Origin of the sequence: Paracoccus sp. Arc7-R13, assembly GCF_004010775.1 — a bacterium.
In the GTDB taxonomy this organism is placed as follows: Bacteria; Pseudomonadota; Alphaproteobacteria; order Rhodobacterales; family Rhodobacteraceae; genus Paracoccus; species Paracoccus marcusii.
Window position 1 is genome coordinate 2,796,236 of record NZ_CP034810.1, and the last position, 13,439, is coordinate 2,809,674.

Below are 13,439 nucleotides of genomic sequence, written 5' to 3' on the forward strand. Positions count from 1 at the left end.
GTGCGGCAGTCAGCTGAGCCAGTTGCCGCCGTCGACATTGTAGGTCTGGGCCACGATGTAGTCGGCCCCGTCGGATGCCAGGAACACCGCCATGCCGGTCAGGTCGGCCGCAGTGCCCATGCGGCCGAAGGGGACGGCGGCGCCGACCTCGGCCTTTTTCTGGCCGGGGGCCTTGCCTTCGTATTTCGCGAAGAACGCGTCCACGCCGTCCCAATGTTCGCCGTCGACGACGCCGGGCGCGATGGCATTCACGTTGATGCCGTGGGCGATCAGGTTCAGGCCCGCCGATTGCGTCAGGCTGATCACCGCGGCCTTGCTGGCGCAATAGACCGCGACCAGCGCCTCGCCCCGGCGGCCGGCCTGGGACGCCATGTTGATGATCCGCCCGCCCTTACCGCGCGCGATCATGGACCGCGCGACGGCCTGCATCATGAACAGCGTGCCCGACACGTTGACCGCCATGATGCGGTCGTAATCGGGGCGGGTGATCTCGGCGATGGGGGCGGCGGTGAACAGGGCCGCGTTGTTGATCAGGATGTCGATGCCGCCAAACTGCTGTTCCACGGAGGCCACGCAGGCGTCGATGCTGGCCTGATCGGTCACGTCCAGCGCCACCGCGATGGCACCCTCGCCCAGACCCGCGGCCGCCGCGCGGGCGGCCTCCAGATTGATGTCGCAGATGGCGACGCGCGCGCCCTGATCCAGATAGGCGCGGGCGAATGCCAGCCCGATGCCGCGCGCGGCCCCGGTGATCAGGGCGGTCTTTCCCGACAGCATCATGCCACCCGCGCCCCCGTGGCATCAAAGCGGTGCATCTGCGCGTCGTCCGGGGTCAGCCAGACGGTGTCGCCGTGATGCAGGTCGATGTTGCCGCCCGCACGCACCGTGATGGTGTCGGCCAGACCTGTGTCCTCGACATAGAAGAACGTGTCCGATCCCAGATGCTCGCTGACGCCGACGCGCCCGCGCCACTTGCCGTGATCGGGCGACACCGCGATGTGTTCGGGCCGGATGCCGATGGTGTGGGCACCGTATTCCGCGGCCGCCGCCCCGTCGATCAGGTTCATCTTGGGGCTGCCGATGAAGCCCGCGACGAACAGGTTCCTGGGCGCGCGGTACAGCTCCATCGGGCTGCCCACCTGTTCGATGTTGCCGGCGCGCAGGACCACGATCTTGTCGGCCATGGTCATCGCCTCGACCTGGTCATGGGTGACGTAGATCATCGTGGTCTTCAGGCGGTTGTGCAGCTCGCTGATCTCAAGGCGCATGCCGACGCGCAGGGCGGCGTCCAGGTTCGACAGCGGCTCGTCGAACAGGAACGCGGCCGGTTCGCGCACGATCGCCCGCCCGATGGCCACGCGCTGGCGCTGGCCGCCCGACAGCTGGCCCGGCTTGCGGTCCAGGTAATCGGTCAGGTTCAGCGCCTTGGCGGCCGCCGTGATGCGGCGGTCCTGTTCGTCCTGCGGCACACCCGCCATGCGCATCGGAAAGGCGATGTTCTTTCTGACCGACATGTGCGGGTACAGCGCATAGGACTGGAACACCATCGCCAGGCCGCGCTTGGCCGGGGGCGTGTCGGTGGCATCCTTGCCGTCGATCAGGATGCGCCCGCCCGACGTGTCCTCCAGCCCCGCGATCAGGCGCAGAAGGGTGGATTTCCCGCAGCCCGAGGGGCCGACGAAGACCACGAACTCTCCGTCGTTGATGTCCAGGTTCAGGGGCGGGATGACCTCGACGTCTCCGAACCGCTTGGTCACTGCTTCAAGGGTAATGCGTCCCATGATGGTCCCCTTATTTCACCGCGCCGAAGGTCAGGCCGCGGACAAGTTGTTTCTGGCTGAACCAGCCCATGATCAGGATCGGCGCGATGGCCATGACGGAGGCCGCCGAGAGTTTCGCCCAGAATAGCCCCTGCGGGCTGGAGAAGCTGGCGATGAAGGCCGACAAGGGCGCGGCGTTGGTGGTGGTCAGCTGGATGGTCCAGAACGCCTCGTTCCAGGCCAGGATGACGTTCAGCAGCATGGTCGACGCGATGCCCGGCACCGCCATGGGCGTCAGCACGTACAGGATCTCGTCCTTGAGCGTGGCGCCGTCCATGCGCGCGGCCTCCAGGATCTCTCCGGGGATCTCGCGGAAATAGGTGTAGAGCATCCAGACCACGATCGGCAGGTTGATCAGCATCAGCATGACCGTCAGGCCGATCCGCGTGTCCATCAGCCCGGTGCGCAGGAAGATCAGATAGATCGGCACCAGCACCGCGACCGCGGGCATCATCTTTGTGGACAGCATCCACATCAGGATGTCCTTGGTGTGCTTGGTGGGAGAGAACGCCATCGCCCAGGCCGCCGGGATCGCGACGATCAGCGCCAGGATGGTCGAACCCACCGCCAGGATCACCGAATTGGTGAAGGGCTTCCAGTAGTTGTTCTGGGTCTGCACCGCCTCGAAGCTGGACAGGGTGAAGGACGGGATCAGGCTGAAGCCCGAAATGGCCTCCTGTTCCGTCTTGAGGCTGGTGATGATCGTGTAGAGGATCGGGAAGAAGATCACCAAGGCCACGATCCAAGCGGCAATGGTATAGCCGACCTTGGTGCGGGTGCTTACTGCGCGTGCCATGGGATGCTCCTCAATCCAGGTTCTTGCCGACGGCGCGCATCAGGAAGAACGCGACGATGTTGGCCAGGATGACCGCGATGATGCCGCCCGCCGCCGCGCCCCCGATGTCGAAGTTCAGACGGGCCGCGCGATAGATCAGATAGGTCAGGTTGGTGCTGGCATTGCCCGGACCGCCATTGGTGGTCACCAGGATCTCGGCATAGATGCCCAGAAGGAAGATGGTCTGGATCAGCACCACGACGGTGATGGCGCGTGCAATGTGCGGCAGGGTCAGGTGGATGAACCGGCTGACGGCGCCCGCGCCGTCCATCTCGGCCGCCTCCATCTGTTCGCCGTCCAGCGATTGCAGGGCGGTCAGCAGGATCAGCGTCGCGAAGGGCAGCCATTGCCAGGCCACGATGATGATGATCGAGGTCAGCGGATATTGCGCGAACCAGTCCACCGGCTGCACGCCGATGGCGCGCGCGATGTCGGCAAAGACCCCATAGGACGGGTGCATGATCATGTTCTTCCAGATCAGCGCGGCCACCGGCGGCATCACGAAGAACGGAGAGATGATCAGGATCCGCACGATCCCCTGCCCGAAGATCGGCTTGTCGATCAGCAGGGCGATCGCGATGCCCCCGATGACGGTGATCGCCAGCACGCCCAGCACCAGGGCCAGCGTGTTCCAGATCGCGTCGAAGAAGGCCGGATCGGTGTAGAAATACTGATAGTTGAACCACCCTGCCCAGCTGACGGATGCCGGGTTCAGCAGGTTGTAGTTCAGGAACGAGTAGTACAGCGTCATCCCCAACGGGACGATCATCCAGATCAGCAGCAGGATGATGGCAGGTGCGCGCATCAGGCGCGCAAGACTTGCGGTCTGGCGGGTGGCCATGGCTTGCGTCCTTTTGGGGAAAGCGGGGGTGCGCCGCCCCGCATGTCGGGGGCGGCGCGGGTCGCGGCTTACTTGGGATAGCCCGCGCGCGCCATTTCACGGGCGGTGCTGGACTGTGCCGCCGCAAGGGCGTCCTCGGCCGACATCTGGCCTGCCAGCGCCGCCGAGAAGGTCTGTCCGACCGCCGTGCCGATGCCCTGGAATTCCGGAATCGCGACGAACTGGCCGCCGGTATAGGGAATGTCCTGGACCGACGATTTCTGCGTGTCGGCGGCGTTGATCGATTCCAGCGTCATCGCCGCGAACGGAGCCTCGGCCTGATAGTCGGGGTTCTCGTACAGCGACGTGCGCGTGCCCGGAGGTGCGGCGCGCCAGCCCTCGGCCTCGGCCACCATGTTGGTGTATTCCTGGCTGGTCGCCCAGGCCACGAAGGTCTTGGCCGCGTCCTGCTTCTGGCTGGAGGCCGGGATGGCCAGGTTCCACGCCCACAGCCAGTTGCCGTGGTTGTCGACGCCTTCCTTGTTGGGGAACTGCGCAAAGCCCACGCTGTCCGCGACGGTCGAATCCTCGGGGTCGGTCACGAAGCTTGCGGCAACGGTCGCGTCGATCCACATGCCGCACTTGCCCTGCTGGAACAGCGACAGGTTCTCGTTGAAGCCGTTCGACGACGCGCCCGGAGGTCCGTATTCGTTCATCAGCGTCAGATAGTCGGTCAGCGTCGCCTGCCATTCGGGGCTGTCGAACTGGGGCGCCCATTCCATGTCGAACCAGCGCGCGCCATAGCTGTTGGCCATGGCGGTCAGGAAGGCCATGTTCTCGCCCCAGCCCGGCTTGCCGCGCAGGCAGATGCCATAGACCTCGTTCTCCTTGTCCGTCATCGCCTTGGCGGCGGCGGTGATGTCGGTCCAGGTCGGGTTGTCGGGAATGGTCACGCCCGCAGCCTCGGCCAAGTCGGTGCGGTACATCACCATTGCCGATTCGGCATAGAACGGCGCGGCGTACAGCGTGTCGTTCACCGACAGGGCGGCGCGCACGGCGGGGACCAGGTCGTCCACGTTGTAGCTTTCGGGAAGGTCGTCCAGGGGCGTCAGCCAGTCCTGCGCCGCCCAGATCGGAACCTCGTAGGTGCCGATGGTCAGCACGTCATACTGCCCGCCGCTGGTGGCGATGTCGGTGGTGACGCGCTCGCGCAGGATGTTCTCCTCCAGCGTGACCCATTCCAGCTGGATGTTCGGGTTCGCCTCGGTGAAGGGCGCGGTCATCTGCTGCATGCGGATCATGTCGCCGTTGTTCACGGTCGCGATCGTCAGGGTCACGTTGTCCTGCGCGGCGGCCATGCTGCCGACGGCGCACAGGGCCGTAGCGCCCAGAAGGGCGCGGAATGTCGTGGTCATGTAGTCCTCCCTTGGCGGTTGGGCATTTGCCCTTCCGATGGGCATATACTCGCCCCGTCTTGCGAATCTGTCAACGCAGATTCCCCGCCGCAGTGCAGCGAGGGTGTAAAGGCTTGACGACAGTGCAGTTCTTCAGGCCAGCAGGCGTTCCGCCGTCGCCTCCGAGGTGATCAGGCCGTTGATCAGCCCCCCCACCATCGCCGCGCGGATGGCCGGCAGCTTGGCCTGACCCGAGGCGACGGCGATCACCGGACGGTCGCTTCCGCAGGGCAGCGGTGCCGACGCCACGCGGCGGTTGAAGTCGCAATCGATCACCTGGCCCCGGGCGTCATAGACCCAGCTGGTGATCTCGCCCACGGCACCGGCGCGGGCCAGCTGCGCCATTTCGGCCTCGCTCAGGAAGCCGTCGACATGCAGCGGCGCGGTCATGTCCATCTGTCCGATGCCCACCAGCGACAGGTCGGCGCGTGCGCACAGGTCGATGGTGTTGCGGGCGGCCTGCTGTCCCTGCATCGCCGCCAGTTCCGCCGCGTCGCGCGCCAGCACCGGCAGCGGATAGGGAAAATGCGGCGCGCCGATGCGCTCTGCCAGCCGGATGGTGGCGTTGTAGGGGGTGGCCGACCCGTCCTCCATCATGTTGCCGAGGCGGGACACGACGACATGCTGGGGACAGGTCATGCGGGGCAGCTGTTCCACCGTTGCGCGCAGGTTGCGCCCGGTGCCCAGGCTGACGATCCGCCGTTCGGGCGATTTCAGCACGCGTTCCAGATGCGCGGCGGCGGCGATGGCTATGCCCGCCAACAGGTCCGGCGCCTCGGGGTCCGACGGCGCGACCTCGGCGGTCAACAGGCCGAACCGGTCCTGCAGCGCGCGCGCCAGATCCATGCAGCGTCCGATCGGGTGATCCAGGCGGACCTTGACCAGCCGTTCGGCCAGCGCCATCGCGACCAGACGCTGCGCGGTCTGGCGGCTGACGCCCAGTTTGCGCGCAATCTCGTCCTGGGTGTTTCCGGCGACGTAGTACAGCCAGCCGGCGCGGGCGGCATCGTCCAGGCGGGTCGTTTCGGGGGTGAAGTGGTTCTGGCTCATGCGGGCACCTGGATGCGCGCCAGCAGGTCGGGGAACTGCGACCAGCAGTCAAAGCCCTCGTCCGTTGCGGGCTGTCCCGCCAGATGGGCGCCGCCGCGGTACTGCAGGACCCGCATTCCCGCCGCGCGGGCCGCCTGCAGGCCGGGCTGGCTGTCCTCGATCACCAGGGCATGGGCGGGATCGACGCCCATCCGTTCGGCCGCGAACAGGAACAGGTCGGGCGCGGGCTTGCCGCGCGCCACCTGGCTGGCCGTGAACACGTCCGCGCCGAACCGCTGCGCCAGGTCCAGCACCGCCAGCGTCCGCGCCACCCGCGGCGGGCTGGACGAGGTCGCGACGCAGACCGGCAGCCGGATCTGCGCCAGCGCATCGGCAAAGCCCGGCGTCGTGCGCAGATCGGTGTCGAACCGCGCCAGCAGGCGGGCCCGATAGGTCGCCTCGAAATCGGCGGGCAGGGTCAGGGCAAAGCGGTCGCGGATCGACGCCGCGACCGTGGGAAAGCTGCGCCCGAGGAAATCGCGGCGCACGTCGTCGGGCGTCACGACGATGTCCAGACGCGCCAGCTGGTCGATCAGCACCTGCGCGGACAGCACCTCGCTGTCGGCGATGACGCCGTCGCAGTCGAAGATGATCAGGTCCACGCGCATCGGTCCGGCTCCCTTGCCTTGTGCGGCAGCCATAATCGCATTCCGCCCGGCGGGGAATAGGCCTCAGGCCGCGGCCATGCCCAGCAGCACCCCCGATATCGCCTCGGACAGGTCCGGCCCCACGCGCTGAAAGCCCAGAAGGCGCGCCACGGCGCGGGTCAGCTGGTCGGGCGTCATGCCGCCGTTCTCGGTCCGGATCATCCGCGCGGCGGCGGCGATCTCCTGCGGGGGCAGGCAGGCGGCCTTCAGCAGGCTGCCCGTCTCGGCGCTGCGGTCGCGGACGGGCGGGCTGTCGGCCTGCGCCCGGGTCATCAGGAAATCGCCCTGCCGCATCAGGTCGGCATCGCGGCGCAGGGCCAGTGCGGTGGCCCGGGCCACGGCCTCTCCGATCCGGCTGCCGGTGCGCGCCTTGCCGAAGGCCGCGGCGATGCGCCGCGCCACCTCGTCGGCATGGACCGGCCCCTCCGTGCGGATGACGGCCGCTGCCAGGTCGGCCAGTACGGCGTCGGGCTGGTCATGGGGCTCTCCCTCCGGCGGGGCCTGCAGGTCCGCGCGGCGATAGGGCGGCGCCGACAGCGAGGGCGGCGCCATCTCCAGGACCGGTTCGGGGTCGTCTTGGACGACAGGCCCTGCCCCATGGTTCGCGCCGCGCGGGCGGATGCCGTCCTGCGCCGCATCGCGGGCCTGCGACAGGGCGTCGCGCAGCCGTGCGATCTCGGCCTCGCGGCGGTGGAACCAATCGGTGCTCCAGATGCGGTGGAACCGCCAGCCCAGATTCTCCAGGATGTCCTGGCGCAGACGGTCGCGTTCGCGCGCCCACAACGCACCGTGATAGGCGGCGCCGTCGCATTCGACCGCCGCCAGGTACTGGCCCGGACGGTCAGGATGGCGCACGCCCAGATCGATGCGGAACCCGGCACTGCCGACCTGCGGATCGGCCAGATAGCCCAGATCGCGGATCACGCGCGCGACATCCTCCTCGAACGGGCTGTCGGGGGCCAGACCGGTGGGGCGGCGTTCCTCGATGATGCCCGACTGCGCGAAATCCAGGAACCGCTTCAGGACGCGCGGCCCCTCACGCGTGGTCCGCGACGGGTCGATCTGGCCCGGGTCAAAGGACGCGAACACCTCGCAGCGGATGCGCGCACGGGAAAACAGCACGTTCAGACGACGCTCTCCGCCCTCGCCGTTCACGGGGCCGAACTGCATCCGGGTCAGCGGCCCGTCGGGTTCGGACGGGCCGTAGCCGACCGAGATCAGGATCACGTCACGTTCGTCGCCCTGCACGTTCTCGATGTTCTTGACGAACACGTCCTCGGCCCCGCCCTCGCGCAGCAGCGCGTCCAGCGCCGGGTTGCGGCGGCGGGCGGCATCCGCCACCTCGGTCAGCATGTCGGCCTGCGCCTTGGAGAAGGCGACCACGCCCAGGGACAGGCCCGGCCAGTTGCGGGCGTGATCGGCCATGGCGGCGACGACGGCCTCGGCCTCGATCCGGTTCGTCCCCGCGCGCCCCCGCCCGCTGCCGCGCGCGGCATAGGCGCCGGACACGCGACAGAACTTCAGCCCGTAATCGGGGTCCAGCTGCAGTGGCGACGGCGGCAGCACCAGCCGGTCGTCATAGAATTCCGCGTTCGACACCCGGATCAGCGACGGGTCGCGCGACCGGTAATGCCATTCCAGCATCCGCGACCGCAGTCCCCGCGCCTCGCACAGCGACAGGATGCTCTCCATGTCAGCCACGTTCGCGCCCTGGGGGCCGTCCTCGGGTTCGTCCTGGTCTTCGGCATCGTCGACCAGGCGGTCGAAGAACGATGTCGGCGGTAGCTGCTTCTGGTCGCCCACCACGACGATCTGGCGCGCGCGCGCGATGACGCCCAAGGCGTCCTCGGGGCGGATCTGCGACGCCTCGTCGATGACCAGCAGATCAAAGCTGACCGCATCGGGCGGCAGGAACTGGGCGACCGAGATCGGGCTCATCAGCATCACCGGCTTGATACGCTGGACCATCGCGCCCGCGTTGCGCATCAGCCAGCGCACCGGTTTGTGCGCGCGGCGGCGGGCGATCTCTCCGCGGATCAGGCCCATCTCTCCCTGCGTGCCGCGGGGCAGCTGGTCGAAATGTCGCGACAGAATCAGCGTCTTGGTGGCCTCGATCCGCTCGGCCTCCAGCTGGCGGAACAGGCCGACCAGGTCGTGGCGATCCAGCATCGGCAGATCGTTCAGCGCGGGACGCGCCTGGCGGGCGGCGTTCCAGCGCGCCTCGGCGCAGGCATAGGCGAACTCGGTCGCGGCGTCCTGCGGGGCCAGTTGCCCAGCACGCACGGCCTCGACCACCGCGGCTGCGCCGTGGCGGCCCGCCACCTGCGCGTCGCGCGCCAGATCGGCCCATTCGGCATAGCGGGCGGGCGCGTCGGACATGCCCGACAGCGCCGCCTGCCAATCCGCGATCGGCGCATCGCCCGCAAGGCCCGCGGCCTCCGCGTCCAGGTCCAGCCTGTCACGAACCCGCGCCAGCGCCGCTCGCGCATCCTGCACGGCCGCCGCAAGCGCATCGCCCTGTGCCGCGGGGTCGGGAATGTCGGTCAGCGCCTGCACCACCGCCGCCCCATCCGGCAGGCAGCCGTCCAACTCTCCCAGCCAGCTCGCCACCGCGGCCAGCCGCGCAAAGGGCGTCCGCTCGCCCCGCCAGTCGGTCCCAAGGGTCGCCGCCAGATAGGCTTCGTCGTCGGCCAGGACACGGCGCAGGCGGCGCAGCGCCACCAGCTCATCCGCCAGCGCCAGTCGGTCGGCGGCCGCAGACGGCATCGGTCCGACCAGCAGCGTCTGCAGCTGCGCCGACGCCCCACGATAGGGGCCGAACAGCCGACCAAGGAATGACCCCACCCCGCGCGCCAGCCCGGCCCGCAGGGGCGCGGGGTCAAGATCCGGCGCGGCGGGGGTGAAACGGGTCAACACCTGTTCCTGGGCCGTCGCCCATTCGGCGCCCGCCTGCAGCGCCTGGACCAGGCGGGGATCGCGGGCGGCCGCGAACAGGGTCGCGGCGTGATCCGCCGCCCCCTGTGGGGGGCGCGCCAGCAGACGCAGCATCCGCACCCGCGCCTCGGCCCGGTCCAGCGTCGGCTGGCCCTGTGCCGCGACCGCCTGCAGCGCCGCCAGCGCGGCGCGCAGGTCGTCGCCAAGCCGCGCCAGATCGGTCGGCTGCAGGTCCAGCGCCCGCGCGCCGCGAAACGGATGGGCCTGGGGCGGACCGGCCCGGTCGCGCGCCGCCACGAACCGGGCGATGGCCTGCGCCGCTTGTTCACGTGCGGTGGCGTCCAGCGCCTCCAGGCCGTCCAGCGGGATGGCCGGCGGGCGGGCGCCCTGGCCGATGAACCCGATGATCCGCGACAGCGCCGCATAGGGCGCCTCGTCCCAAGGCGGCAACGGGTCGTGCAGCAGGCCCGTGACCGCGTTCAGCATATCGCGCGTCTGGCGCAGGCGCGCGGGGTCTGCCGTGGCGGGCAACGGATGCGCCCCGGCCATCAGGGTCCGGCCCAGCTCCTGCGCCAGGGCCTTCTTGTTGGCGCTGCGCGAATGCAGCTCAAGGCAGATGTCGCGCAGGCCCGCGCGGGCCAGGCGGTCGTGGACGACCGACAGGGCGGCCATCTTCTCGGCCACGAACAGCACCGTCTTGCCGTCATGGGCGGCGGCGGCGATGATGTTCGTGATGGTCTGCGACTTGCCCGTGCCCGGCGGGCCCTGCACGACCAGGCTGGCGCCCGCGCGGACCTCCTCGATGACCTTGGTCTGGGATGCGTCGGCGTCGATCACCTGGATGATGCGCGCCGGGTCCAGACGGTCGTCCAGCCGGTCGCGATCGCCGAACAGCGGCGCGTCGCCCGCGAACCCCTGCGCCAGCAGCCCGTCCAGCAGCGGGTTGCCGTCGAACGCCCCCTCGGGCCAGTTGGCGGGGTCCAGGTCGCGGTGCATCAGCAGCTTCGCGAAGGAAAAGAACCCCAGCTGCATCCCGTCGCGGTCCACCTGCCAGTCCTGCTGCCCGGACACGACGTCCTGGACCAGGCTCAGATAGTCGCCGGGCGTCCAGTTGTCGTCCTCCTCGATCTCGGGCAGCTGGATGCCGAAATCCTGGCGCAAACGCTCCTGCAACGGCAGATTGGCGGTCAGGTCGTCCTCGCGCGCCATCAGGTCGAAGGTCGAGCTGCGGTCGTTGCGCACCAGCTGCACCGGCAGCAGGATCAGCGGCGCCTCGCGCAGGACCTGCGATCCGGGCGCCTCGCGCCAGCGCAGGAACCCCATCGCTAGGTACAGCACGTTCAGGCCCTGCTCCTCCTCCGCGGTGCGGGCGTCGTGCGACAGGCGCAGCAGGCGGCGGGCCAGCGCCTCGGGGCCCAGGGGGGTCTCCAGCTGGCTGTCGCACTGGGTCTGCGCACCGGGCGCGGCCAGCAGCAGCACGCCCTCGGGCGTGGCCGTGTCGCTGCCCATGGCGCGAAAGCGCATGCGTTTGCCCTGGATGCGCAGCAGGCGCCAGACCTCGTCGTTGCGTTCGTGGATGATGTTCAGGCAGCTGGCGCGCTGATTGTCGCGGTTCACATGGATCAGGCGGTTGCGCGTCCCCGTCTCCAGCAGCTTGCGGCGGGCGGCATCCAGGGTGCGGGTCAGGGCGGCGGGCTGGGATTGGGTCATCGGTCCAGGTCTTCTCGTTGCGCGTCCGACCCCAGGGGGGCGGAAGGGGAACATAACCGCAACCTGAACGAAAGACGAGGGATTCCAGACGGAAAACGCCACTTCCTCGGGACATTTCGAGGGGTGCGGCCCGGTTTCCCGGACCGCGGGGGGCCATCAGAACCGCAGATCGGCCGTCAGCGCGATGCTGCGTCCGGGTTCCAGCTGCTGCACGACGGTGCTGAAATCCGCCCCATAGGTCGCCCGGTCGGCATAGGCACGGTCGAACAGGTTGTTGACCTCGGCGCGCAGGGTCACGTTGCGGAACGCGGCCGGTTCGTATTCGGCAAAGACGTCCACGACGGTATAGCCGGGCCAGTCGCCGTCGACATCCACGCCCTGCCCGTCCTCCTCGATCGCGTGCTGGATGACACCGCCCAGGGTCAGCCCGGCCATGACGGCATGCCGCGCCTCCAGCGACAGCATGCCGCCCGGCACGGTGCCCAGTTCGCGCAGGTCAAAGCTGGAGGACGGCTGGCCGTCCAGCTCGACCTTTGTGTCGCTGTAGCGCAGCGCGGCAAAGCCGCCCTGCCAGTCGCGGCGGGCGGACAGACGGAAACCCCGGCTTTCCAGATCGCGCGACACCAGCCCCTTGCGGACCCCCTCGATGCGGGTCTGGAACAGCTCGGCCCCCAGGGTCGTCGCACCCGGCTGCCATTCGACGCCCATCACCACGTTGCGCGCCCGCGTGGGCTCAAGCGCGTCATAGGCCCTGGGCGCGACATAGGGCGCGTCCAGCTCATAGACCGAGGCCAGCTGCGTGCCGCCGAACACCGTCGACCAGCCCGCGTTCAGGCGCAGCGCATCGGTGGCGTGCCAGGTGGCCGCGGCGTTCGCGCTGGTCCCGTCGGTGTCCAGGCGCTGCCCCCCAGCGCCGGTGAACCGGCTTAAGTCATGGCGCAGCCCCGCGCTGTAGTCGATGTCCCCCGCCGTGCCCCGCCCCTGCAGGAACAGTCCGGTCGTGGTTCGGTCCTCGCGGAACGCGGCGGCCGTGCCGCGGAACACCCCGTCATAGGTCGCGCGCGTGCGATAGTTGTCCAGGCCCGCGGTCAGTTCGACCCCGTGCACGGTCATCCGGTTCTGGAGGACGACGCTGACGGTATCCGCATCGCCATTGTTGAAATCGGGAACGGGGGCGTCGGGCGTGGGCAGGTCGACGGTGTCCAGCTGGTTGCGGCTGCGTGCGATGCGGATCTCGGGGTCCAGCAGGCCGTCCGCGACCGTGCGGCGCAGGGTCAACGTCTGGGTCGACTGTTCCAGCGCATAGCGGCGCGTCTCGGGGACCGGGCGGCCCCCGATCGTGCCGGTGAAGTTCGCGCGATAGGGGCGCAGCGCGTCGTCCCGGAACCGGATGGCACCCAGCTCCGCCCGCCAGTCGCCGAACTCGGCCCCCAGCTTCAGCGCCTCGCTGTTCAGGTCGGCCCCCGTGCGGGCCACGGTGCGGCCGTTCCCGTCCTGATAGGCGTCGCCCGTCGCCCGCTTGGCATAGATCAGCGCGTCGACCGGCCCCTGGCGCCCGTACAGCGTCACCGCCCCCGTCGCCGTGCCGCCGTTGTCGCCATAGCCGATGGTGACGCGCCCGCCGCGGTCGCGCCCGTCCTCCAGCATGTCGATGGCCGATTTCGTCTCATACGCGATGCTGCCGCCCAGCGCGGCAAAGCCCGCATCCGCCGGCGCCACGCCCGGATCGACGCGCGCGGCCTTCAACAGGCCCGGATCGATCATGTTGGTGCCGGTATGGTGGAACATGCGGTTGTTCTGCGCGGCCCCGTCGACGCTGACCGACAGCTGCTGTTCGTCGATGCCGTTGACAAAGACGCGTTCCGCGATGGCGATGCCGCTGCTGACGGTCACGCTGGGTTCGGCGCGGAACACGTCCTCGATGGTGCCGGTGCGGGCATCCTTGATCTGTTCCGCGCTGGGGGCGATGCGGGCCGGGGCCTCGCCTTCGGCCGTCAGGGTGATCTCGTCCAGCAGGATCGGCTGGGACAGGGCGGGCAAGGGGGCAAGCGCGGTGCCCAGCATCAGGGCGGCCAAGGGGTGTCGCGTCATCGGGTTCTCCATCCATCGGGTCAATGGCTGGCGATGGCG

Annotated in this window: 9 protein-coding genes; all 9 read right to left on the reverse strand. The window is 69.2% G+C overall.

Going from position 1 to position 13,439, the window contains the following annotated elements:
* Positions 1-9: 9 nt before the first annotated feature.
* A complete protein-coding gene (locus EOJ32_RS13875) occupies positions 10-780 on the reverse strand; it encodes an L-iditol 2-dehydrogenase (RefSeq protein ID WP_127898964.1) in 771 nt (256 codons plus the stop codon).
* Positions 777-1,781: an ABC transporter ATP-binding protein gene (locus tag EOJ32_RS13880; protein WP_045982118.1), complete on the reverse strand. Its 1,005-nt coding sequence runs from the start codon at positions 1,779-1,781 to the stop codon at positions 777-779. The genes EOJ32_RS13875 and EOJ32_RS13880 overlap by 4 nt, the downstream gene beginning before the upstream one ends.
* A 10-nt stretch (positions 1,782-1,791) precedes the next feature.
* The gene (locus tag EOJ32_RS13885) at positions 1,792-2,616 is read right to left on the reverse strand and encodes a carbohydrate ABC transporter permease (protein ID WP_045982117.1); all 825 of its coding nucleotides are present in this window, start codon (positions 2,614-2,616) and stop codon (positions 1,792-1,794) included.
* A 10-nt stretch (positions 2,617-2,626) separates the two neighbouring features.
* On the reverse strand, positions 2,627-3,496 hold the full coding sequence (locus EOJ32_RS13890; RefSeq protein WP_127898965.1) for a carbohydrate ABC transporter permease: 870 nt from the start codon (positions 3,494-3,496) through the stop codon (positions 2,627-2,629).
* 68 nt (positions 3,497-3,564) lie between these two features.
* Positions 3,565-4,890 (reverse strand): sugar ABC transporter substrate-binding protein, encoded by a 1,326-nt coding sequence (locus EOJ32_RS13895; RefSeq protein ID WP_127898966.1) that lies wholly within the window; start codon positions 4,888-4,890, stop codon positions 3,565-3,567.
* 132 nt (positions 4,891-5,022) lie between these two features.
* Complete coding sequence (locus EOJ32_RS13900; RefSeq protein ID WP_046001030.1) at positions 5,023-5,979, reverse strand: sugar-binding transcriptional regulator; 957 nt, start codon at positions 5,977-5,979, stop codon at positions 5,023-5,025.
* Positions 5,976-6,659 carry an HAD family phosphatase gene (locus EOJ32_RS13905; protein WP_127898967.1) on the reverse strand — a complete coding sequence of 228 codons (684 nt, stop codon included), beginning with the start codon at positions 6,657-6,659 and terminating at the stop codon, positions 5,976-5,978. Before EOJ32_RS13905 ends, EOJ32_RS13900 begins: the two co-directional genes overlap by 4 nt.
* A 30-nt stretch (positions 6,660-6,689) precedes the next feature.
* On the reverse strand, positions 6,690-11,309 hold the full coding sequence (locus tag EOJ32_RS13910) for a DUF3320 domain-containing protein (RefSeq protein WP_127898968.1): 4,620 nt from the start codon (positions 11,307-11,309) through the stop codon (positions 6,690-6,692).
* A gap of 156 nt (positions 11,310-11,465) precedes the next feature.
* Positions 11,466-13,400 carry a TonB-dependent receptor domain-containing protein gene (locus tag EOJ32_RS13915; protein ID WP_164871450.1) on the reverse strand — a complete coding sequence of 645 codons (1,935 nt, stop codon included), beginning with the start codon at positions 13,398-13,400 and terminating at the stop codon, positions 11,466-11,468.
* Positions 13,401-13,439 lie beyond the last annotated feature (39 nt).

What these genes read in the sequence shown, in the direction of transcription:
- EOJ32_RS13875 (WP_127898964.1), bottom strand. Translation starts at nt 780, where the DNA reads ATGATGCTGTCGGGAAAGACCGCCCTGATCACCGGGGCCGCGCGCGGC.
- EOJ32_RS13880 (WP_045982118.1), bottom strand. Translation starts at nt 1,781, where the DNA reads ATGGGACGCATTACCCTTGAAGCAGTGACCAAGCGGTTCGGAGACGTC.
- EOJ32_RS13885 (WP_045982117.1), bottom strand. Translation starts at nt 2,616, where the DNA reads ATGGCACGCGCAGTAAGCACCCGCACCAAGGTCGGCTATACCATTGCC.
- EOJ32_RS13890 (WP_127898965.1), bottom strand. Translation starts at nt 3,496, where the DNA reads ATGGCCACCCGCCAGACCGCAAGTCTTGCGCGCCTGATGCGCGCACCT.
- EOJ32_RS13895 (WP_127898966.1), bottom strand. Translation starts at nt 4,890, where the DNA reads ATGACCACGACATTCCGCGCCCTTCTGGGCGCTACGGCCCTGTGCGCC.
- EOJ32_RS13900 (WP_046001030.1), bottom strand. Translation starts at nt 5,979, where the DNA reads ATGAGCCAGAACCACTTCACCCCCGAAACGACCCGCCTGGACGATGCC.
- EOJ32_RS13905 (WP_127898967.1), bottom strand. Translation starts at nt 6,659, where the DNA reads ATGGCTGCCGCACAAGGCAAGGGAGCCGGACCGATGCGCGTGGACCTG.
- EOJ32_RS13910 (WP_127898968.1), bottom strand. Translation starts at nt 11,309, where the DNA reads ATGACCCAATCCCAGCCCGCCGCCCTGACCCGCACCCTGGATGCCGCC.
- EOJ32_RS13915 (WP_164871450.1), bottom strand. Translation starts at nt 13,400, where the DNA reads ATGACGCGACACCCCTTGGCCGCCCTGATGCTGGGCACCGCGCTTGCC.